This window comes from Mycoplasmopsis agassizii, from assembly GCF_002272945.1.
In the GTDB taxonomy this organism is placed as follows: domain Bacteria; phylum Bacillota_I; class Bacilli_A; order Mycoplasmatales; family Metamycoplasmataceae; genus Mycoplasmopsis_B; species Mycoplasmopsis_B agassizii.
In genome coordinates this window covers 398,087-419,078 of the sequence record NZ_NQMN01000002.1, presented here as the reverse complement: position 1 = coordinate 419,078, position 20,992 = coordinate 398,087, and the positions used below count along the sequence as shown (strand labels likewise).

General features: G+C 28.2%; 18 protein-coding genes. 3 read left to right on the top strand and 15 right to left on the bottom strand.

From position 1 onward, the window contains the following. Positions 1–44 precede the first annotated feature (44 nt). The 4 genes from CJF60_RS04295 to CJF60_RS04280 all read right to left on the bottom strand — a co-directional run bounded on the left by CJF60_RS04295 (position 45) and on the right by CJF60_RS04280 (position 4,516). Positions 45–584 (bottom strand): hypothetical protein, encoded by a 540-nt coding sequence (locus tag CJF60_RS04295; RefSeq protein WP_084232173.1) that lies wholly within the window; start codon positions 582–584, stop codon positions 45–47. A 121-nt stretch (positions 585–705) separates the two neighbouring features. Next, positions 706–1,575, bottom strand: coding sequence for a hypothetical protein (locus tag CJF60_RS04290; RefSeq protein WP_084232174.1), 870 nt, complete (start codon positions 1,573–1,575; stop codon positions 706–708). A gap of 91 nt (positions 1,576–1,666) precedes the next feature. Next, positions 1,667–3,061, bottom strand: coding sequence for a hypothetical protein (locus CJF60_RS04285; RefSeq protein ID WP_084232175.1), 1,395 nt, complete (start codon positions 3,059–3,061; stop codon positions 1,667–1,669). Positions 3,062–3,436: 375 nt separating this feature from the next. After that, the gene (locus CJF60_RS04280; protein ID WP_084232176.1) at positions 3,437–4,516 is read right to left on the bottom strand and encodes a hypothetical protein; all 1,080 of its coding nucleotides are present in this window, start codon (positions 4,514–4,516) and stop codon (positions 3,437–3,439) included. Positions 4,517–4,520: 4 nt separating this feature from the next. Between CJF60_RS04280 and CJF60_RS05245 the strand changes: the two genes are divergently transcribed. Then, positions 4,521–4,694: a hypothetical protein gene (locus CJF60_RS05245; protein WP_159444201.1), complete on the top strand. Its 174-nt coding sequence runs from the start codon at positions 4,521–4,523 to the stop codon at positions 4,692–4,694. Positions 4,695–4,879: 185 nt separating this feature from the next. On the opposite strand, the gene CJF60_RS04275 is transcribed toward CJF60_RS05245, so the two are convergent. The 3 genes from CJF60_RS04275 to CJF60_RS04265 all read right to left on the bottom strand — a co-directional run bounded on the left by CJF60_RS04275 (position 4,880) and on the right by CJF60_RS04265 (position 7,395). Next, positions 4,880–5,320: an IS30 family transposase gene (locus tag CJF60_RS04275; protein ID WP_268875544.1), complete on the bottom strand. Its 441-nt coding sequence runs from the start codon at positions 5,318–5,320 to the stop codon at positions 4,880–4,882. A 12-nt stretch (positions 5,321–5,332) separates the two neighbouring features. Then, positions 5,333–5,857 carry a helix-turn-helix domain-containing protein gene (locus CJF60_RS04270; protein ID WP_084232178.1) on the bottom strand — a complete coding sequence of 175 codons (525 nt, stop codon included), beginning with the start codon at positions 5,855–5,857 and terminating at the stop codon, positions 5,333–5,335. A gap of 263 nt (positions 5,858–6,120) precedes the next feature. Further along, positions 6,121–7,395 (bottom strand): Y-family DNA polymerase, encoded by a 1,275-nt coding sequence (locus tag CJF60_RS04265; protein ID WP_084232179.1) that lies wholly within the window; start codon positions 7,393–7,395, stop codon positions 6,121–6,123. A 167-nt stretch (positions 7,396–7,562) separates the two neighbouring features. Here CJF60_RS04265 and CJF60_RS04260 point away from each other — a divergent pair, with 167 nt between their 5' ends. Further along, complete coding sequence (locus tag CJF60_RS04260; RefSeq protein ID WP_084232180.1) at positions 7,563–7,994, top strand: ferritin-like domain-containing protein; 432 nt, start codon at positions 7,563–7,565, stop codon at positions 7,992–7,994. A gap of 399 nt (positions 7,995–8,393) precedes the next feature. Here CJF60_RS04260 and CJF60_RS04255 read toward each other — a convergent pair whose 3' ends face one another. The 5 genes from CJF60_RS04255 to CJF60_RS04235 are packed head-to-tail and all read right to left on the bottom strand — an operon-like array spanning position 8,394 to position 13,292. After that, positions 8,394–8,621: a hypothetical protein gene (locus CJF60_RS04255; protein ID WP_084232181.1), complete on the bottom strand. Its 228-nt coding sequence runs from the start codon at positions 8,619–8,621 to the stop codon at positions 8,394–8,396. A 1-nt stretch (position 8,622) separates the two neighbouring features. Then, the gene (locus CJF60_RS04250) at positions 8,623–9,450 is read right to left on the bottom strand and encodes a class II fructose-bisphosphate aldolase (protein ID WP_084232182.1); all 828 of its coding nucleotides are present in this window, start codon (positions 9,448–9,450) and stop codon (positions 8,623–8,625) included. Between the two features lies 1 nt (position 9,451). Further along, positions 9,452–11,758 carry a glucose PTS transporter subunit IIA gene (locus CJF60_RS04245; RefSeq protein WP_084232183.1) on the bottom strand — a complete coding sequence of 769 codons (2,307 nt, stop codon included), beginning with the start codon at positions 11,756–11,758 and terminating at the stop codon, positions 9,452–9,454. A gap of 3 nt (positions 11,759–11,761) precedes the next feature. Continuing rightward, complete coding sequence (locus CJF60_RS04240) at positions 11,762–12,496, bottom strand: glucosamine-6-phosphate deaminase (protein ID WP_268875543.1); 735 nt, start codon at positions 12,494–12,496, stop codon at positions 11,762–11,764. A 58-nt stretch (positions 12,497–12,554) separates the two neighbouring features. Then, on the bottom strand, positions 12,555–13,292 hold the full coding sequence (locus tag CJF60_RS04235; protein ID WP_084232185.1) for a DeoR/GlpR family DNA-binding transcription regulator: 738 nt from the start codon (positions 13,290–13,292) through the stop codon (positions 12,555–12,557). A gap of 368 nt (positions 13,293–13,660) precedes the next feature. Between CJF60_RS04235 and CJF60_RS04230 the strand changes: the two genes are divergently transcribed. Then, complete coding sequence (locus tag CJF60_RS04230) at positions 13,661–15,115, top strand: DUF2179 domain-containing protein (protein ID WP_084232186.1); 1,455 nt, start codon at positions 13,661–13,663, stop codon at positions 15,113–15,115. Between the two features lie 88 nt (positions 15,116–15,203). Here the strand turns inward: CJF60_RS04230 and CJF60_RS04225 are convergent, their stop codons facing one another. The 3 genes from CJF60_RS04225 to CJF60_RS04215 form a co-directional block, all read right to left on the bottom strand. Next, positions 15,204–17,156 (bottom strand): ribonuclease J, encoded by a 1,953-nt coding sequence (locus tag CJF60_RS04225; RefSeq protein ID WP_084232187.1) that lies wholly within the window; start codon positions 17,154–17,156, stop codon positions 15,204–15,206. Between the two features lie 276 nt (positions 17,157–17,432). After that, positions 17,433–18,692 (bottom strand): hypothetical protein, encoded by a 1,260-nt coding sequence (locus CJF60_RS04220; protein ID WP_084232188.1) that lies wholly within the window; start codon positions 18,690–18,692, stop codon positions 17,433–17,435. Next, complete coding sequence (locus CJF60_RS04215) at positions 18,679–20,787, bottom strand: S8 family serine peptidase (RefSeq protein WP_084232189.1); 2,109 nt, start codon at positions 20,785–20,787, stop codon at positions 18,679–18,681. Before CJF60_RS04215 ends, CJF60_RS04220 begins: the two co-directional genes overlap by 14 nt. Positions 20,788–20,992 lie beyond the last annotated feature (205 nt).

Here is a 20,992-nt window from a genome sequence, read left to right as displayed (position 1 = left end):
TCTTGTTTTTTATAACAAACCAACCTAGATAAGGTTAATAGTTTTTATTTATCCTTCTTCTTAAGCAATTCTAAAATTTCTTCTAGCTTTTCATTTGTCTCTTTATTTTGTTTTTCAACTTTATCAAGTCTTTGTTCTATTCTTCTTTCCATTTGTTGTCTTTCAACTTTCGATTCATCGAACTTTTGATTCATTTCGGAACGAATTTGTTCGTTGCCATCTTTCATCTCAGAACGAAGTTCACCTGCTACTTGATCAATTTTGGCATCAAACTTTTGCTCGATTCTTTTCTCCATTTGTTGACCTTCATCACGCAAAATAGTTACAGCATTGCCTACTTCTAATTTTATTTGCTTCAACACTCATTCTTTGTTAAAAGCTTCATCATCTCCACCAGGACCAGGAGGTGGAGGTACTATAGGTGGTAAGGGGTCGCCTTCTGCTTCATATTTATATTTAGCTTTATTTGTAACAGGATCAATTTCAACTATGTCGACTGTTTCTTTCATATCGTGTGTCCTTAATAATTTTTTAATTCTAGTAGCAGGTCTATTAACTACTATTTTTGTATCCTTTTTATTCATAATACTTTAATTATAACTAAAGAAAACAACTATTAAATTGATTTTTTAGTTTTTTCATATTTGAAAAAAATCAACTACATATTTAGAGTTAGAATATATATTACAATTCTAAAAAATTCAATTACAAATTTGGTATTTGTAATTGTTCTTCTTTATTCAAAATTGAAGGACATGAATGTTTAATTTCTCTAAATACATAGCCTAGATAATCCTGAATTTTTTGCATCTTATATGACTTTCTAAAAAAGACAAATTGATATCAAATATAGTTAACTATATAAGATAACTCTGCATAAATTTTTTCTCTTTTAATTTCAGGATCATGATTTCCATTATGACAAATATCTTTAATAGTTCTATGAACTTTTTTCATTTTTCATTCTGCAAAAACTGCAGGAAACCATCAAAAAATTCAGAACGAATAATATAGTGAATAAGCTATATAAGCGACCTTATTAGAAGTAAAAAGATTTTCATAATGATAATCAAAATTAGCTAATTTTATAATTGAAGAAAAATCAATTTTTGCTTCAATTAATTTCTTATTTTTAGATCTTAAAAATAAGAAACTTGTAATTCATGATAAAGTAATAAAAAAGATTGTTACTGCAATTGCCATTGGTAAGAATAATCAAATTGTTTGTCATAACATATTTTTTATTTGAAAATCCATGTTTCTATCTTCTAAATTTAAAAATGAACCATGCTGGCTAGTATAGTTATAAATTATTCAACCTACTATTAAATAAAATGCAATTGCACTTGATTTTAATACGACATGTATTACATGTCTTTTGTAAACTTGTTTTAAATTGTAATTAATAAAACTAGTTTCTAATTTTGTATAATTAGTAATTTTTTTTTGATTTCTTAAATAAAAAATAAATCAAAATCATAAGTAAAGCAAAATATTTAAGCCTATTAAAACTGAAAAAGAAATGATGTAAAAATCATTTCTTAATTCAATTTCTAACATTTGTAAAGTTCTCATATTTATTTTTGGATTTCCTATTTTAAGACTAAAAGTTTATAAAAATTATGTCACTTTAAATTAATCTAAAATCTACAAAGTATGTATTTATTTAGTAATTACTTCAATAAAAGTTTTGGTTTTCAACTTCAACAATTACTTTTAATTTTTTATTTAAAGATATTAAATTTCTTGGTAGTTTTAAAAATAAAGTGTGTTGACGTCGACCATCAGCTTGATGCATTAGTTGACCTTCATCTTTACTTTTATTTTCAAAAACAACATGATCCTGTGGAGTTAATGCATCATTAGTTGGACGAGTATCTTTTTTAAATATAGTGAAAGTAAGTTCATTACCCTTAAGTTTTAAATCGTAAGAATTTTCAATGAAATCGTTAAAAAGGTCGTTATTAGATACATAATCATATGCAGATAAAAGCACTAATTTGTTATCTTTAAAATATTCATCGTTATATGTCTCCATCATATTTTGCATTTGTGATTTTGGAAAATCTTTTTTATATCTTCTTCTATAAAACTTTGCAAACTCATTCACAAAAGTATTAAATTCTCTTTTAGAATGCAAAACAATTGAAGCAAAATTTTCTCATAATCTATTCCTAATTCAATTATTGTAATCATTTTCAACAGGGTATCTTGAAAGATCTTGAGTAATATATGAAGCGACTTCTAATGCACGTTTACTAATTGGTGTTTGTCGCTTTTTATCAAAGCTTCTTTTGACTACAGTGTAATTTTCATTTCTTAAATTAAATTGTTTTTTATTCAATGAATAAAAAACTGAATATAGTTCTGAATTATCATCTACTTTTTTATCGCTTACATCATAGGTAATAATAATTTTATTATTAGAAGGATAAATATCAACTAGGTTTTTAATGATAATTTGAGTATCAAAAAAGTATTTACTTTTTTGGCCTAATGCTGAATATTTATTTCCAAAGTCAATTACTATTAAATTTTTATCAAAGTACTCACTATTAAATTGCTTGATGATTTGTTTCATGAAATCATCAAACATTTCGGTTAATTTGAGTTTTGAAAGACCAAGATCTCTTTGTGTTTTTTCATCAGTATCAAATTTATTTAATAAACTATTTTTTCAATTATTTAAAAATCTAATTAACTGTTTTTTAGATCTTAAAACAAGTGGTTGTAAATTTTTAACCTCTTGATCAACCAGCATTTTAGTAACTTGCTTATTAAAAGTTAAGTAACTCAAGTTCTTTGAATTTAAATATACATTTGATAATTTGCTATCTAAATTTATTTTAATCTCCTGAATTGATTTATCTTTTTTAATCGGTTTTTCAGAACCTTCTTTTTTAATAATAGGAACTTGAATTGGAACAGGCTTTTCAATTTTTTCGGGCTCTTTTGTTTTAGTTTCTGGAACAATTGATGAGCAACTAATTGCTACAGTTATGGATGCAAATGTTGTTAAAGATACAGTTGAAACAAGTAATCTTTTTTTATTGAATGACATATTTTATTACCACCTTAATATTTTAAAAACTTACATTCATGCTTTTTAAATTAGCAAGTGAATGAAAAAAATTTTTCAGCAACCTAGATTTTATTTATAAAATCAGGTTGATAAATATTAAAGGAATAAACTAGCAAAATAATGTTCTCAGAATTATATTTTGAAGTTCAAAAAATTGTTGATAGTAATTTTTACATCTAGTAATATTTTAAAAGTTTGTTATCGTTTCTATGAACAACAAAATCTTATACCTATTGCAAAAAAAGCGAATAAATAATTTTTAAATATGAAAATTTAATGTAAATAAAAAAGTTTATTTACGCTTTACTGATGAATGAATTTGAGAGCCACCTTGAAATTGATTCTAGAAAACATTTAATTTAGTCGTGGTCGCCAATATTTATTAATTTTGAGTTTAAGTTTTAATCCCTCTTTATAATCATATGCATTTCTTGCTATCTTAAAAAATAAAGTGTGTTGCTGTCCATCGGCATTTATAAGTCAAATCCCTGTGTCCTTACTTTTATTTTCAAAAACAACTAAATCTTCATATCTAATTGCATCATTTGATAATCCCCCTGAAGCGTTCAATGTGAAAAGTAAAGTGTTTTCTTGTTTGGTTATGTTATATGAATGTTCTATATAATCGCTAAACAATTCTGTTTCAACGCCTCAATTCATTGCTGAAAAAAGTAGTAAATAGTTATTATCAAAATAATCTGAATTGTATGTGTTTAAAATATTTGCTTTTATAGACTCAGAAAATATTTTTGAGTGTTTCTTATTATAAAAAGTTACAAAACCGTTTATTAATTCATCAAATTCTTGTTTTGTTTTAAAAATTTTTAATCCATAATTACCTAAAGATGAATCTCTTATTCAACTATTTTCACCTCTTTGATGTTGTGATAAATCCTGAGTAATAAATGATGAAACAGAAAGAATTCTTTCTGAAATAGGCGTTCTTTTTTGAGTATCATATTTTATTTTTTCAACTTTGTAATCAATACTTTTCAAGTCAAACATTTTTTTATTTAATGAATAAATAACAGATGTGGACTGATATTTATCGCTATTATATAAATTTTCAGCAACATCATAAACTATGTAAATTTTATTTTCCTTTACATAGATATCTAGTAAGTTATCTAATGAACTGGTTTTATTCGGTGAAAGTTCTTGAATTTTACTTTTTGGTTCAATTTGATTACCAAAATCGATAATCAATAAATTATCTTCAAAGTATTTTTCATTGAATGTGTCTCTAGCTAATTTAGTATTTAAAGAAATAGTTTCTATTAATCTTTTTAATGAAACCTTAAAATTCTTTTGAGATTCTTCTTCTGTGCCAAAAGTTTTTATAACTGATTGACTTCATTTATTTATGAAGTCCTCTAATTCTGATACGGAACTTAAAATCAGTGGTTCTAAATTATTTGCGAATGTTTCATACATTATTTTGGCAATTGATTTATCAAACAGAGAATATTTAATAGTCTTGTTAAAAAATGTATGTTCATGATTTTTTGAAACTATTTTGATTTGACTAGCATCATCTGATAAGTTTTCAATTGTTTTTGATGAGCAACTAATTGCTAGAATTACAGGTGTAAAGATTAACTATGAATTGTAATATTTAACTCGACGTTTATAATGACATTATAATCAATTTCATTTTTTAAATTAAAACATTCATCAATTTTCAAATAAAACTTTTTAAAATTCGTTTTCAGTGCTTATTTAAACAAATTATTTTAGATTTTGCATTATGAAAATAGTCTTTAGAAAACTAAAAACTGTTTGCTGCCCATCATTAAATTACTTCATTAAATTCATGTAATAGTCATACACTTCGTTGCTAGATTTTCATCCTAAAATTTCTCTAGGCATGCTGTTTATTTTATCTTCAATTATTTGTAATTCATTTTTTGAAATCAAACTAAAATCTGTACCTTTTTTGTAAAACCTTCGAATTAATCCATTCCAATTTTCGTTGGAGCCTCTTTGAAAAGAAGCATATGGCTCACAATAATAAATCATCGTTTTTAGTTCTTGAGCTACTTCATTCAGCTTTGAAAATTCTAAACCATTATCAACAGTAATTGATTTTACAAACAGATTTTCTTCATTTATAAGAATTAAGAGTTTTTCATTAATTTCTTGTGGCTTCTTAGAATCAACGTGAATAATAAAAGATTTTCTGCTTAATCTTTCTGTCAAATTCATTAAATTTTTGCTACTTGAGTCTTTTTTACCAATAATTAAATCTAATTATCAGTGTCCGAATTTTCTTCTATCGTTAATATAATCAGGTCTTAATCATATGGGTAAAACTCATAAATGTTTAAATTTTGAGTAGTAAGAGATTTTAGGTTTTTTTCTGTGTTTGTATTCATTTCTTAAGAGATTGTCTCTTTTAATATCTCAATTACCTGAATTAACTCAGTTGTAAACAGTCTTTCAGCATGGTACAGGCTTGTTTGGCTGTTTATCTTTAAAATCATGAATAACCACTTTTATGCTTTTAGTCTCAGGTTTATAATTGTCTATTAAATATTTAGCAAACTCCTTATACTTGCCATCAAATGTTTGAAAATTTTTATGTCTTCTTTCATTAGATTTCTGTTCAGCTTTAGCAGAATCATATTCACCGTGAATTGAATTTATTTTTATTTCTCTAGATATTGTAGATTTATCTTTATCTAGTTTTCTAGATATTTCCGAAATACTATTTCCATCCTTCAAAAATATTTGAATTGCAAATCTTTCTTGAATCCCTAATCGTTTGTACAACATACTAAATGATATTATAAAAAAAATATCTACCCCAACCTTTCTGATCGAGTTAGATATTACAATTCAGGAAAAATCTACTTCTTTTTTTGAATAACATATTTATCACGCCCCTTGGAATAATAATAAATGTTGTTTTATTATTATCTTCAAATACTTCTACTAACTTTTGTTCGACATAACAATTTTAAACTTTATTCAAAAAAACTTGCCATTATAAGTATTTTGTCGAAAAATCAAACATACCAATTGAGTAATTTTATTAGTTATTTTATAGATTCATTTTTATAAGAAAAGTCATCCTTTAAAAAACGTTGTCGTTTTTTATTTAATGTTTGATTTTCCAAATATTCTTGACCTGAAAAAACTGCTTTGTTTTTGAAATTTTTATTAACTGATTGAACTATTTTTTTAACCTTGTTTTCCATTCTAGTTTCTTCGTCATATTCTTCAAATAAAACATTATTTTCACGTTGTTCAAACTTATTAACTAACTTTGAAAAACTAACACCTATACCTCTTTGTGTTTCTTCTTTTCATAATTTTTCAAATAGTTTGATTGCTTCTTTTAGTGCTGATTCCTTAGTATTAATTGCTTCTTTAAAGATATGTTGCTTTGAAGTTCACTTTTTTTCTTGTGAACGCAGTGAAACAGAAATTGAATAAGGATAAAGTGCTCTAGCTTTTAAACGCTTTCAAGCTCTATCAACCATTCTTGATAATTCTTGAACTAGATCTTCATAACTACTTAAATCATAATCAAAAGTTTCACTATTACCTATTCCTTTTAAAAGGTTAGCATCTTCATCAACAAAATTACTACTTAGTCCTTGACAGTTTTCAATTAGACCTTGAAAACGACCTTTAAAAATTGCTTCTAAAATATTGTAGTGAACTTTAAAAGTACAAAAATCACCAATAGTTTTAATACCTAGTTTTTTAAGTTTTTCACTGCTTGATTTTCCTATTCCAAAAAAATCATCAATCGGTAAAGGATATAAAATATCTTTCATTTTACTTGGTTTAGTTACACTAATACCAAGTGGCTTATTTAATGGTGAAGACATTTTCGCATTTCACAAATTATGTGAAATACCAATTGAAACTGGAATATCAAATTCACTCAAAATTTGATTTTGAATTTGCAATGCGAGTTTTTTAGGAGACATATCTTTTGAAATTAAACTTGTTACATTCATGTAACATTCATCGATTGAATAAATCTGAATTGGCACTGAATATGTGAATGCTAAATACTCAAATATACCTGTAGAAAGTTTATTAAATAAAGCAAAATCAGGTGGCACAATAATGACATCAGGACACACATGTTTTGCTTGATAAACAGGCTTAGCAATTTTTACTCCACAGGCTTTTGCTTCATAACTAGCGGCAGCTACAATTGCTCTTAAATTATTAGTTGCAACAGCTACTTTTTTACCCTTTAATTCAGGTCTTACAGTCGAAATTGCTGAAGCAAAAAAACTATCCATATCGATATGAAATATATATTGACTTAGATCCATTTTTTTACTTTTCATCTTTTAAAATTTTAGCAAATAAAACATTGCTAAAATTTAATTTGTAATTTTTATATTTGAGATAAGTATCAAATATAAAATTTTTGGGACAAAATAAAATTAATAACTTAACTTAATTAATAATCCTAAAAAGACATAATTAAATGTCCGTGTGCTATAATCAAAACATGAAAAAAAATACAAATGAATTAATCAAACTTTATTACACATTAACTGTTTGATACCAAAAAATTAAAAACTTCCATTGACAAGTTAAAGATAGATTCTTTTTTGAAATACATGAAGAATTAGATAAAACTGCTGAACAGGTTTTAGAATTTGTTGATGAATTTGCAGAGAAAATTGTAATGCAAAATGCAGTCTTAAATGCAACTTTAAGTGAAGCAGTTAACAATTCTTTAATTAAAGAAATGCCTACATCTAATAAACAAATTAATTATGATCAAGAAACAATTATTGAACATGTTGTTACTGATTCAAAAACTATTTTAGAATATGCAACAAGTTATGAATGAGGTCCAACTGAACAACCTTTATTAGATGAATTATTAATGTTTTTAGATAAAGCAATTTGAATGTATTCAAAAAGTAAAAACTAAAAAGATTAATTAAATATATTTAATTATTAGTAAATTTATTAAGTAATTAATCTTCCAAATTTTGGAAGATTTTATTTTCATCTTTTTAAAAAAGATGTTTATTTTTTTAGGTAACTTAATCCACTCATAAATTAAAAAAATTAAAATAAATATTGAAACAATTATGCAGTCATAATTTTTAAAATATTTGTGTGTTTATCTAGTTCATATTTTTTTACCTTTGAAAATTTTGACTATCTTATTTTTAATTTTTAATTGTCATAGTTTGGAAAATATATGCTTCATCTTTTTTTAAATTTAATACATAAAAGTTTATTAAAAAACCCTACATAAATGAATGTAGGATTTAAAATTTTTAGTTAAAAGATGATTGTCTAAAATTTAATTTTTTTAAAGCTTTTAGGTAATGAAATTATTGCCGAAAACAGTCGCAAAACCTGCTATTACAAACACAATTGCGAATATTAAACATGCTCAAAAAGAATAAACTAAGAATGTTTTTTTTCATGACTTTTCGTTCTCACTATAACGTTGTTTTAGTGTCTTATTTATAAAGAATAAACTAACTGCTAAAATTGCTGCTAGAACAAAAAAGATCACCGACATAATTACTTTTGCATTTTCCATATTACTTAAATCACATTAAATATTTTGTAACTTCTTCTTTCACTAAATCAATTGCATATTGATTAATTTTTCTAATATCGTATTCGTTAGGATGATTCCTGAAATACTCTTTAATAGCCTTATTATAAACTATTAATAAATCAGTTCCAACATTTACTTTGCTAATACCACTAGCAATACTTTTTTTAATTAATTCTTCGCTTAATCCACTAGAACCATGAAGTACTAAAAACGTATCTAATTTTTGATTTAGATTTTTAATTAAATCAAAATTAATTTTTACTTCATCTTTATAAACTCCGTGTGCAGTTCCAAAAGCAGCTGCTAAAGCATCTGGTTTTGTGAGTTCATAAAACTTAATTATTTGCTCTTCATTTGCTAGATCTTCTTGCGATATTTTTGAATCTTCTTTACCACCTATTACACCTATTTCTAATTCTAAAAAGATGTTTTTAGAAGTGGTTAAATTTCTTGCAATTAATGAGTTATTGACATTCTCATCAAATACTAATTTTGATCCATCATACATTCCAGAAGTAAAACCTTGAATAACATTTTTTTGAAAATGTTCGAGGCTATAAACGTGATCATAATGAATAGCAATTTTGATTTTAGATTTTTTTGCAACTTCAATTAATCCTGGTAAAAAGTAATCTAAACCAATTCATGACAAAGCACTATCAGTGATTTGTAACATCACATCTTGATTTAAATTTTCTGCAGCTTCAATAACTGCTTTTGCTAATTCAATATTTAAAACATTAAATGAACCTACGCCATAATTATTGTCCTTTGCAGTTTTTAAAATAACATAGGGATTCACTAACATCTTATCTTACCTTTAAAATGGTTTCGCCCATTTTTGCATTTTGAACTTTAGTTTGTTCAAGATCTTTATGTTGTGATTCTTCTAAAACAACCACAATAATATCATCTGGTAAATTGTTTTCTCTAATCAGATCTAAATCAATTTCAACTAGTAATTGCCCTAGTTTAATTTCTTGATCTTGAACTAGTTTTGTAACAAAACCTTTACCTTGTAATTTAACTGTATCTAATCCAATATGAACTAGAACTTTTACTCCGTTTTCATTGGTGATTCCATAGGCATGTTTAGCATCAAAAAGAGCTGTTAATTTTCCTGAAATAGGAGCAGCAATTTTTAATTTACCTTTATGATCTTTGGTTGAAATTACAAAACCATCACCTAGCATTTTTTCTGAAAAAACACCATCTTCTAATGATTTTAAAGTTTTAATTTCTCCTGAAATCGGAGCCTTAATAATTACTGGATTAGTTAATTTATCTGCTTTAGTAGTTGCTAAAGTTTCAACCTGTTGTGGTTTATCTTTTGAAACAAAGCCTGCGTTATTTGTTTCAATTCTTGTTCTGAAATAATCAGCAACGTGTTCCACATCTGTTCCAATAATTGCTTGAAAACCTTCGTTACCTAGTTTAACAATTCCTTTAACACCTAGTTGTTTAATTTTAGTTTCATCAATTTTGGTATTATCTTTAACTGTTAAACGTAATCTAGTTGCACAGTTTTCTGCAACTATAACATTATCAACTCCGACAATATCTAAGATATTAGCTGCAAGAGCATCATATTTATCTTTGTAAGGTTGATCTGAAGGTTTTTCTTTTTTCTTATCTTTAGTAGGTTCATCCTTATCAAATACATCTGCACTGTATTCGATTTCAGGTAATCCCAGTTGTTTTTCTCTACCTGGAATTGGTACTTTTGTTTTCTTAATAATTCATCAGAATACAAAGAACTGCACAACACCCATAATTGGTGAAATTAATAAAATTCATAATGGGTTAGCTGCCACATGATTAGCAGTGTTATGAACTGAAGTAGAAATACCTCAAGACACTGGGAAAGAAACTATGTAGTCAATTAGTCCTGCTGAAAAACCAATTCCAATTGACATACTAGTTGAAGCCACTATGGCTGAAAAAATTCCTGTTAAAAGAGCATTGATTCCATAAAGTAGTGGACTTACGAAGATGAAACTGAAAATTAGTGGTTCATCAATTCCTGTTAAGAATGACACCAGAGCAGTTCCTCCAAAGAAGAAGAACATACGTTTTCTTTTATCTTTGTCACTAGTTAAAACCATCGCTAGTGCGGCACCTAGTAACCCACCTAAAAATAGTGGGAAAAATCCAGTTGTAAATAGTCCTGAATTAACAATTCCTCTATTAAAGGCTGTAATATCACCGTTAACTTCAATTAATTCACCAGTAGCAAAGTTTAAACCACTGATTGGTAATTGGAATCAAACAAAGGTGTTAATAATATGATGGAGTCCAAACGGTTGTAAGAGCCTATTTAAAATAGCATAGGCTCCTGAAGCCGCACCCCTTGCAGCGCCTTGTGCACTTGATAAGGCGTTACCAATTTTAATTAAGGCGTATTGAATTCATGGTCAAGTGATAGAAATTGCTAGTGCTAAAGGAATAATTGAGACAATTCCTAGCATTGGAATAAATCTTCTACCACCAAAAAATGATAATGCTTGATGAAGTTTTACGTGTCTAAATCTGTTATAAAGTTTAGCCACGATTGCTCCTGAGATAATTCCCCCAAAAACTCCTGCATCAAGTTGATAAACTGCTACTCCTTTTTTACCAAAAAATAGTAGTTGCGATAGATTTGCAGTGGTTGCAGGGTTGTTATTCTCTGCGAGCTTGGTTACCATTTCTGCTTGCAGAACATTTCTATAAATCTGAAACGGCAACATATTTTCTTTTAATAAAGCATTCATCCCTAGTCAAAGCAAGGCTCCAACTAAGGCTGCTTCACCACGGTTATCATTCGCCAGACCAAAGGCGATCCCGATGGCGAAAATTAAGGGTAAATTACTAAAAACTATATCTCCAGGTGTTTTAATTAAAATACCTATAAATTTTTGGGCTTCATTGATACCAATTGATCCATTTGAAAATGGATCTTCAATTAAGGCTCCAATTCTTAATAAAAGAGCTGCGATCGGTAAAACGGCGATCGGGTACATCAATGATTTACCAACACGTTGTAGAACTGCTAGTGTTTTATTCCATCAACTTTTCACACTAAAGTTCTTTTTGGGCGACTTATTAACTTTTTTATTAGTTAATGCTTGCACCATAAATTACCTTCTTTCTGCTAATTTTAAGGTTTTTTCACTTAATAAACTAGCTGCTTCGTTATCGAGTATGAACACGCAATCTTTATGTAGTTGTAAATAAGAAGCGGTTACTTTTGAGTTAGGTTTATCTTCTAACATCGCTCAAGTTACTTCTGCTTTACTTAGACCAAAAGAAACCATCATGGCTTTTTTAGTGTAATTTAATAAAGTTTGGATTCCTACCGTGATTGCCTGAGTAGGTGAATCAAAAAATGTAGCAAATTTACCCTTGTTTACCATGTCAATAACGGTATCTTGGGTTAAATTTGCTACATGTGTGTTTGAATTAAAGTCAGTGCCAGGCTCATTATAAGCCATGTGTCCATTTACACCTAGAGAAATATATTGTAAATCAACACCACCAATGGCACGAATTTTATTCTCATAATCTCTAGCTTCTTGCTCTGGATTAGCTGCAAGTGAACTAGGAATGTTGATGTTTTTAGGATTGATATTAAGATGTTTGAATAAATTATTGCTCATTTGAGCAATAAAAGCCTCGCGGTGATTAGGATCAATTCCTACAAATTCATCTAAATTAAAAGTTGTGATTTGACTTCAATCACGATTGTTTTTTTGATAATCATCAACTAAAAGTTTATATGTATCAAGTGGTGAAACACCAGTTGCAAACCCTAGGACAGAGTCTTTTTTTAGTTTTATTTGATTAACAAAAGTATCTGCACAATATTGATGCAGATCAGAAAGTTTTTCAAAGATAATTACTTTGATGATTAAATCCTTTCCGGGATTTAATTTAAAGTATGGTTAGATTATCAATTCTTTTTAAGTTTAAATGGTTTTTGTTATTGGTGATAAAGTAATCAGATTGTGCCAATGTATGGAAAATAAAGTGTCCTTGTTTCTGCATTTTGCTATCATCAGCGACAATTACCATTTTATCAGCAACTAAAGCAACAGTTTTTTCAATCATTGCTTCTTCCATGTGATTATTATATAGATCACCATTACGTGCGATTCCAACTACACCGTAAACGGCATAGTCAAAACGCATTAGTTGAATAGTTTTGATAGTTGTTTCTCCAACAAAAACGTTGTTTCTACTGTAATCAAAACCACCAATTAAAACTGCTTGTTCAATCTTCTTGTTGCTATCTGCAGCTTTGAAAACTGAGTAATCATTTGTATATACTCTAACTCTTTTTGTAAGTTGTCCTACGACTACTAGGTTGGTTGTCCCTGGTGAAAAGTAAATAACGTCGCCGTCTTTAATCAGTTCATCAAGTTTGTTACCGATTTTTCTTTTCTTTTCAGAGTTAATAATTTCTTGCTCAGCACTTTCAGTAAGATTGTACACTTGATATCCTAATGAAACTTTTTGAAGTTCATTAAGTCTAATCATGTTATTTAAATCCCTTCGTATTGTCATGGCAGAATATTCTCCAAATTTCTTGTAGATTTCTTCAAAAGTTAGACGTCTTTTTTCTCTAAATAATGCTCGAATGGCATCGATACGGTCAATTTTTGCTACCACAGTTATATTATAAAATAATCTTTTATTATTTTATAAACCCCCTCTTTCATATTTTAATAAATTTAACCGAAAAAAACATTTAATAAATTTCTTTAACAGTTGCAAAATGAGAAGAAAAAATTATTCTCATTAAAACACCGAATAAAAAATTTAAAAAATTTTTCGGATTTCTTTTTTTGGTTGTGAAATTTTTCACAATTAATGTAACAAAATAATAACATTAATTAATTTTGATTTTCAAAAATAATTTTTTTCTGCAAATTTTTTGAAAACATTTGATTTTGTGGATACTCTTTAAACATCCTATTAAATTTTATCTTTTTTATTGTAAAATAAAAAGTAATATTTAATTTTAGGAGGACCAAAATTTGGCAGATCAAAAAGCGCCTGGGAGCGAAAAAAACAAGAACAATATAATCAAGGAAGTCATTAATAAGGCTTTAGAAATTGAACCAAAAACAGAAGATCTAGTAATCACCGATGATGAAACACATCGTGCTTTAGGACCTGATGAAGTTGAGGTTAATAACGCAACTTATGAATCACAATTAATTAATATCAATAAAGGTGCTAAAACTCACGCTATCAATAAGTTAAATAATGTGACTGTCAAGGGAAACTTTGTTAGAACCAGACTTAGTGGTTCAATTTTAAAGTTTGGTTATCTTTATTCGGCTCATAATAAAACTGCTCAGATTTCAATTACAGTTGTCTTAGCAATTATTTTTGGTATCTTAGGTGTAATCCTTTTACAAAATACTGGTTTATATGATTATGGTTTAGCTTCAATTCCGATGGCTTTAGGTCGTCTTAGTTATTTCTTAATTCTTAAAGAAACTGCTAATCAACAGCAAGCTTATGTAGTCTTTAACATTCTCTTTTGGCTTTTATATTTTGTTGCCAATATCCCGTTAATTATCTTTGGCTACTTTAAAGTAGGTAAACGGTTTACAGAACTTTCTACTTACTTTTTGTTAGTCTCTACTTTAACTTCAATTGGTTTTGGTTTTATACCTCAAATTGAAAATTTCTTCTTATTTTCAAACCTTTCAGTTAATGCTCATCAAGCTTTGGCTCAATATAATATCCCCGTAGTTTTATGAAACTACGGTGCTGATTCAGCAAGTATTATTGGTGTCTTTGTTTATTCAATTGCTTATTCAGTTGTTTTATCTTGAGTGTATGCTTCTTTATTGATCATTAACTCATCAACTGGTGGATTTGACTTTTTTGGAATGTGATATGCTCTGAAAAAATATAAAGATGTCGGTAAGATTCTAGGTTACATTAACTTAATGTGTTTCTTAATAGCAATCATTATTGGTTCTTATGTGCCTGCTTCAATTGCTCTAGAAGATTATTTAAATAGTGTAAGCACTAGCGATCCTTCATTTATCGACCCTAAAGTTTCACCTTGAAGTGTTAGTTTATTATTAAATCCTAACTTTGTTTTTTCAGTCATTGCTAACTTAATTTTCACCTTCTTATTAGGTATTTATTTCCCTAAATATAAGATTTCAAAAGTTGAAATCTATTCAGCAAAAGTCAATGAAATTGTTAGCAAAATTAAAGAGAGTGAAAAACCTTTCACAGTAAGTATTATTAACCTTACAGGGGGTTATTCAGGTAAATCACAGACAATGCTTGTAACAACCTGTATGTTCATTGATTCTCCTTATTTATTAAAACTAATTCGTTCTGTCGATAAAGACTGTTTAGTAACTGTAAACTTTATTAATAACGTTGATGGTTATGTTTATCTAGCAGATAATAACGAAAAGAAAAAAGACAAAAAGAAACTGCTTGGTAGGTCTAAAAAGTAAAAGTGCAAGTATTTTAATTACTTGTTTTTTATGCTTTATTTAAGAATAGTATAAAAAAATAGCAGACTTCATCTGCTATCTCTTTATTTTATAGATCTTCTCTATCTAAATCATCATCGTCATCATCAAGCATTTCTTTTCTAAGTTGTGGCATTAATTTACGAATGTTTTCTACAGAACTTACTCTAGAAACTTCTGTTAATGCAACACCATTTTGTGCTTTAGTTTTTGCTTTACGTTTACGTTTTTTAGGTTTCGCTGATTCAATTTTTTCTTCATCGACTTCATCAGGAATTTCCCCTGCTTGAGCTAATTTATTCTTAATGCCAGGTTTCATACCCCTTTTATATTCAGATAAAATACGCTCATCTTGCATATTTGTAAACAGGATAGAAGCTAGAATTACAGGGCGTCTTCTTTTCTTTTTATAAAAGAAAACTTCTAGTCTTTCCTTCAGTAATTCTTTAAGTTTTTCTAGCGTTCATTCAGGATCATTTTTAATCATGTAAAGTGTTGAAGCATGTACAAGTTTATTACATTCTTCAATGAAATCTTTATTGCTACTTACAAATAAAGAACCTTTAGAAATAATTCTTGGTCTACCTGAAATCGAATTTCTTTTCTTATCAATAACAACAACTGCTTTGACAAAACCACTTTCACCTAGTAAATAACGTTCAGTTACGACTTGAGAATTTTCTTCGAGTACAACTCCACCATCGATATAAGTAGGTTTTACATCAACAAATTCATCACTAACTCTGACTGTTTCATTTTCCATGTAACATACTTGACCTAAACTAGGATATAAGATATTTTCTTTTAAAACACCTTGTTCAATCGCTGTATTACCATGACTGATTTCCATTCTGTAATCGCCATGATAAGGAATAAAATATTTAGGTCTAGTTAGTTGAAAGGTTTTAATATGCTCATGAATATAAGCGTGACCTGATGTATGTAAATAACCATCAACACCATTTTCTTTAATGGTTGCTCCTAATTTATAAAGGCGATTGATTAGTAGTTCAATTTTCATTCTGTTTCCAGGAATTGGAGAAGAACTGAAGATAATGACATCGCCGTTTTTTACCTTAATTTGAGGGTGCTTTGCAAATGACATTCTTGATAGAGCAGCTAGTTCTTCACCTTGGCTACCTGTAGTTAAAACCATAATGTCTCTTTCATCGTATTTATCAATTTCTTTTTTATTGATAAATACATTGTCATCTACTTTTAAGTATTTTAACTTTCTTCCGATCTCAATTGCATTAACCATTGAGCGCCCAAAAATAGCGATTTTACGCCCGTGTTTTACACCTAGAAGTAAGATCTCTTTCATCCTTGTTAAGTTAGAAGCAAAACCTGTAACAATTACTTTACGTGGTGATTCAATAATGATATTTTCAATATCAGTTAAGATATCTTTTTCACTAGGTGAATGTCCTGGTCTCATTGCGTTTGTTGAATCACTAAATAAAACAGTTAAATTTTCATCACCTATTTGCTTTAACTTATCAAAATCAGTTAAGTTACCAATTGGTGTCATATCAAAACGATAATCACCTGTCATTAAGAATTTACCATGCTTTGTAGTTACTCTAATTCCAAAAGCTTCAGGAATTGAATGTTGTGCAGTTCAAAAATCGACAACCATATCATCGATTTGGTGCTCTTGATCTGCTTTGATCTCAATAAAGTTAATGTCTCTACCTACACCATGCTCTTTGAATTTTAATCCTAAAAATTCAATCGCTATTTTAGGTGCGTAAATAGTTTTTAAGTTAACTTGTTGAATTAAGAATAATACTCCACCGATATGATCTTCATGTCCATGAGTAATAAATAAGGCTCTTAATTTATGATTATTATCAATTAAGTATTGATAGTTCGGGATCATCCCGTTTAGTCCTGTGGCGGCTGAATCAGCAAATTTTATACCACTATCGATCAAGATGATTGCTTCTTGACTTTCGATTAATAAAGTTGATTTTCCGATTTCTTTAAAACCACCAAGACCAAAAAATTTTATGTTGGTCATTGTGCTCCATTAATATATAAAAATTATTAATTTGTAATTTGAAAATTCAAGTAATTGAATTGCTTTTATTGTAATGATTTTTATAGAAAAATGATTAAAATATTTTTTCTTTTACATTATCAGATTTTGCTAGGGATTAAGCTTTTTATTATGGGTTTTTTGAGTGAAATTATGAAGAAATTTAATAAAAAATATTAACCGCAGCCATTAAACTGCAGTTAATATTTAAAATATTACTATAACTCAATTTCTGAGTTCAATTTTCTTTATAAGATATTAGGTATATTTAGATCGTACTGAATCAACTCTTACTTTTAGATTTTCCTCATTTGTAACTAAATTTTTGGGAAGCTTGAAAAATAAGGTGTGTTGCTGATCTCCAGAATTATTATTCCCTTTACCCTGATCTTTACTTTCGTTTTTAAATTCTACATAGTCAGGTTCGACAACAATATCTTGGACGTTATACTTAGATATAAACATAGTGAAAATTAACTCGTTATTATCGATTTTAACATCAAATGATTCTTCAATATTATCACTAAATAAACTAACTAAAGAAGGGTAGTGAAATGCAGATAAAAGAACTAAATAGTTCTGTGCAAAATAATCATCATTATATGTTGATAAGATTGCTTCTTTTTCACTTACAGGGAATTCTTTAGAATATTGTGTTTTGTAAAACAATGCAAACTTATCTAACAAATCACTAAGTTGTTGCTTAGTTTTCAAAATGATTGATGAAAAATTGTTATAAGCAGTATTTTTTGTTCACTCCGAATTTTCTGATCTTTGATGTTTAGACAGATCTTGAGTAATAAACGAACTTACTGTTAACATTCTATTTGAAATAGCTGTTTTCTTGTTTCTGTCATAAACTTCTTTTACAATTTCATAATTTTCGTTTTTTAAATCAAAGGTTTTTTTGTTCAGAGAATAAAAAACTGAATATTGAACATTGCTTTTAGCATCGGAGTTAGCATCATAAGTAATAGTGATTTTATCGTTAACTACTGAAATGTCAAGCAAATTTGTTATCTTGGCATGATTGTTAAGATAGTGATTGATTTTCTCGCCTTTAGCAGAAATTTTGCCACCAAAATCCACAACCATTATGTTGCTATTAAAGTACTCATCATTGAAGGCTTTAGACATTTCTTTTGTATATGAATCTAAATTTTCTTCAAGAGCTGTTTTTGAAATACTGAGCTCGTCCTGAATCTTTTTATCAGATTCATATAAACTTAAAAAAGATGCTTTTCTTTTAGCTAAAAATTCATCTAGTTCAGTAGTTGTTTTCAACAAAACAGGATGTAACTTGTCAGATGTCTTGCCGTAAATTTTTTCAGTAACTGAATTATTGAGTGTTGAGTAAAGAACTTCCTTACCGAATACACTAGTTTTTTGCATTTGAGTATTTAAATTAATTCCTTCCGTAGGATCTGATTTTGCAGTTGTGCAACTAATTGCTAACGAAGCAGAACCTAAAGCAACTAAAGTCACTACAGAAAGCATTAATTTTTTATTGAACAACATAAGCTAATGCACCTTTTACATTCTGTGCACCTTTATTATCACTATATTGTTTAACTACTGCTCTATAATTAGCACTATCAGTTATATTGTGTCTAATAAATTCAACATTGCTTGTTCCCGAAACAGAAGAAGCAACACTTTCTCAAGAACCAGTTCTTGGATTATACTTTTCAATTCGAAGATCCACATCTGTTGGTGTGTATCAACCCTCTCCGTATTTTGATTTTAAATGGTCGATTGAATTTCATTCGTGTTTATATTTACCACCATTTAGTGAGGAATGAGCAGCATTATATTCGGCTTCAGCCTTGTCAAATTCTTCTCTCATTTTCAATCAGTTTCTTACATCTTGTTCAAATAGTTCTCTTTTACCAAGATACCCTATAAAACCAAAAGGAACATAATTCAATCAATCTCATTCATGAATTCAATTAGGTCTCTTATCATAATCGTTTGGTTTTGTAGGTGCATATTCACTGTTTGCTAGGTAACCAGCATCAAATAGCCAAGCAGTAGATACAGATAATTGTTTACCACTAGTTAGATATCCTAAACTAATAAATTGCTCTTTTACACTATCTGATATATTAAGAGTAACAAGATTTCTTGCTGCCTTTTGCATCAATTCATAGTTTACTAATCCAGCGCCAACTTTGTCATTTAAACCGTTTGATTGTTTATCGGTATAAGCACTCATTTGTTTTGAACCTGCTGTCAATATTGCTAAAATTGCTTCAGGTTTTCCTATTAAGTGATAATTATTTCTAAGTAAGGTAGTTATTAAACCTGTGACTAAGGGCGCAGAAAAACTTGTCCCTGAAGATTTGTAGTTTAGTTTTTGTTTTGAATTAGATGTTGAGAAGAATTCATATTCTTCCCCTGGTGCAACAATTAGAGGTTTTGTCATAATCTTGCTATCTCCCGTTCTGTACTCAGAAAAATTACTTAACTGTGATCCTGAAAGATTTGTTGACCCTACAACAACTGAATTTTGTGATAACTTCCCACTATTTATTACATAGTCACCTCGTTGTTGTGTGTTACCAGAACTTCATACGTTAATTACCCCGTATTTTCTTGTTAGAAAATCAAGATAGTAAGCTTGCTCATTGTATCCGTGTGTACTTTTGTTTTGGTTTACATATGAACCACTAAGTTCATAAGATCAACTATTATTTATTACATGCACACCAGAAGATATTAAATAATCCATTTTGCTCATTCAACTAGAAAATGCAGGTAAATTATAATTAGAAGCGACTCTATCTTCGTAAACACTGTATATATCTTCTACAAATCTGTCCACACCATTTTCACCTGTTGCAACTGCAGCAACTAGATCTGCATGACTATCTGCTTGCTCGTTTATGTTACCATACATAAAATGAAGCTTTTTATTTTTAAAAGCTGGGTTGTTACGACTTATAGTGTTACCTGCTTCAAAAATACCTACTTTTATTTTTCTAACATTTGTTTTGAATAAGTCTGGTTGAAGTTCACGAGCAACAGTCTCTTTTTTTCTTTGCTCATCAAAACCAACTGTTTCAAATTGCTTTTCAATTAAGGACTTATTGTATGGCACTGTGTATGTTAGGTTTATAAAATTTTTTTCTGCACTTGCTTCAAGTGCAATATCTTCTTCTTCGTTAGAATTAACAACAACAGAATCATTAGACATTGCTAAAAGTAGTAAATTTAATTCTAAATTTTTTCTGTTTTTAAAAATGAATGTTACATATGGAGATGTGTGACTATATCTAGCAACCTGTAAATCCATTAATTTTTCTTTCAATGATGAAACAAATTTATCATTTTGTTTATCATATTGATCAATAATTTTAGTAATATCTTTGTCTTTTTCATATTCTGAAAAATCAACTCCATCTTTGATTCTTACTAAAACTTCAACTGGTTTGTCAATATTTTTAGATCTATTCTCTTCAGAATAACCTTTTCTAAATATTTTTAATAAAAGATCAAAATCAAATTTTTGGTTGTTATTCTCAAAATTTTGATTTTGAACAGTTGCAAATGTGTGAAGCGGTGTTAAACTCGCACTTGCAACATTTAATATGTTAAAAATTGCCTTTGGCATGATTTCTCCTGACTGTCGAATGTTTAATCAAATTTAGCAAATATTTTTATTGTTATTAAATTAAACAATGACATTGATAATGATATATTTTTGCGTTAAAAGTCTTTAACGCACAGTTATTTTACAATATTTCAAATAAATTTTAAAAAATTATTATCTTTTATTTTTACTAAATTTTTTATCTAAATTTAGACACATTAAAAAA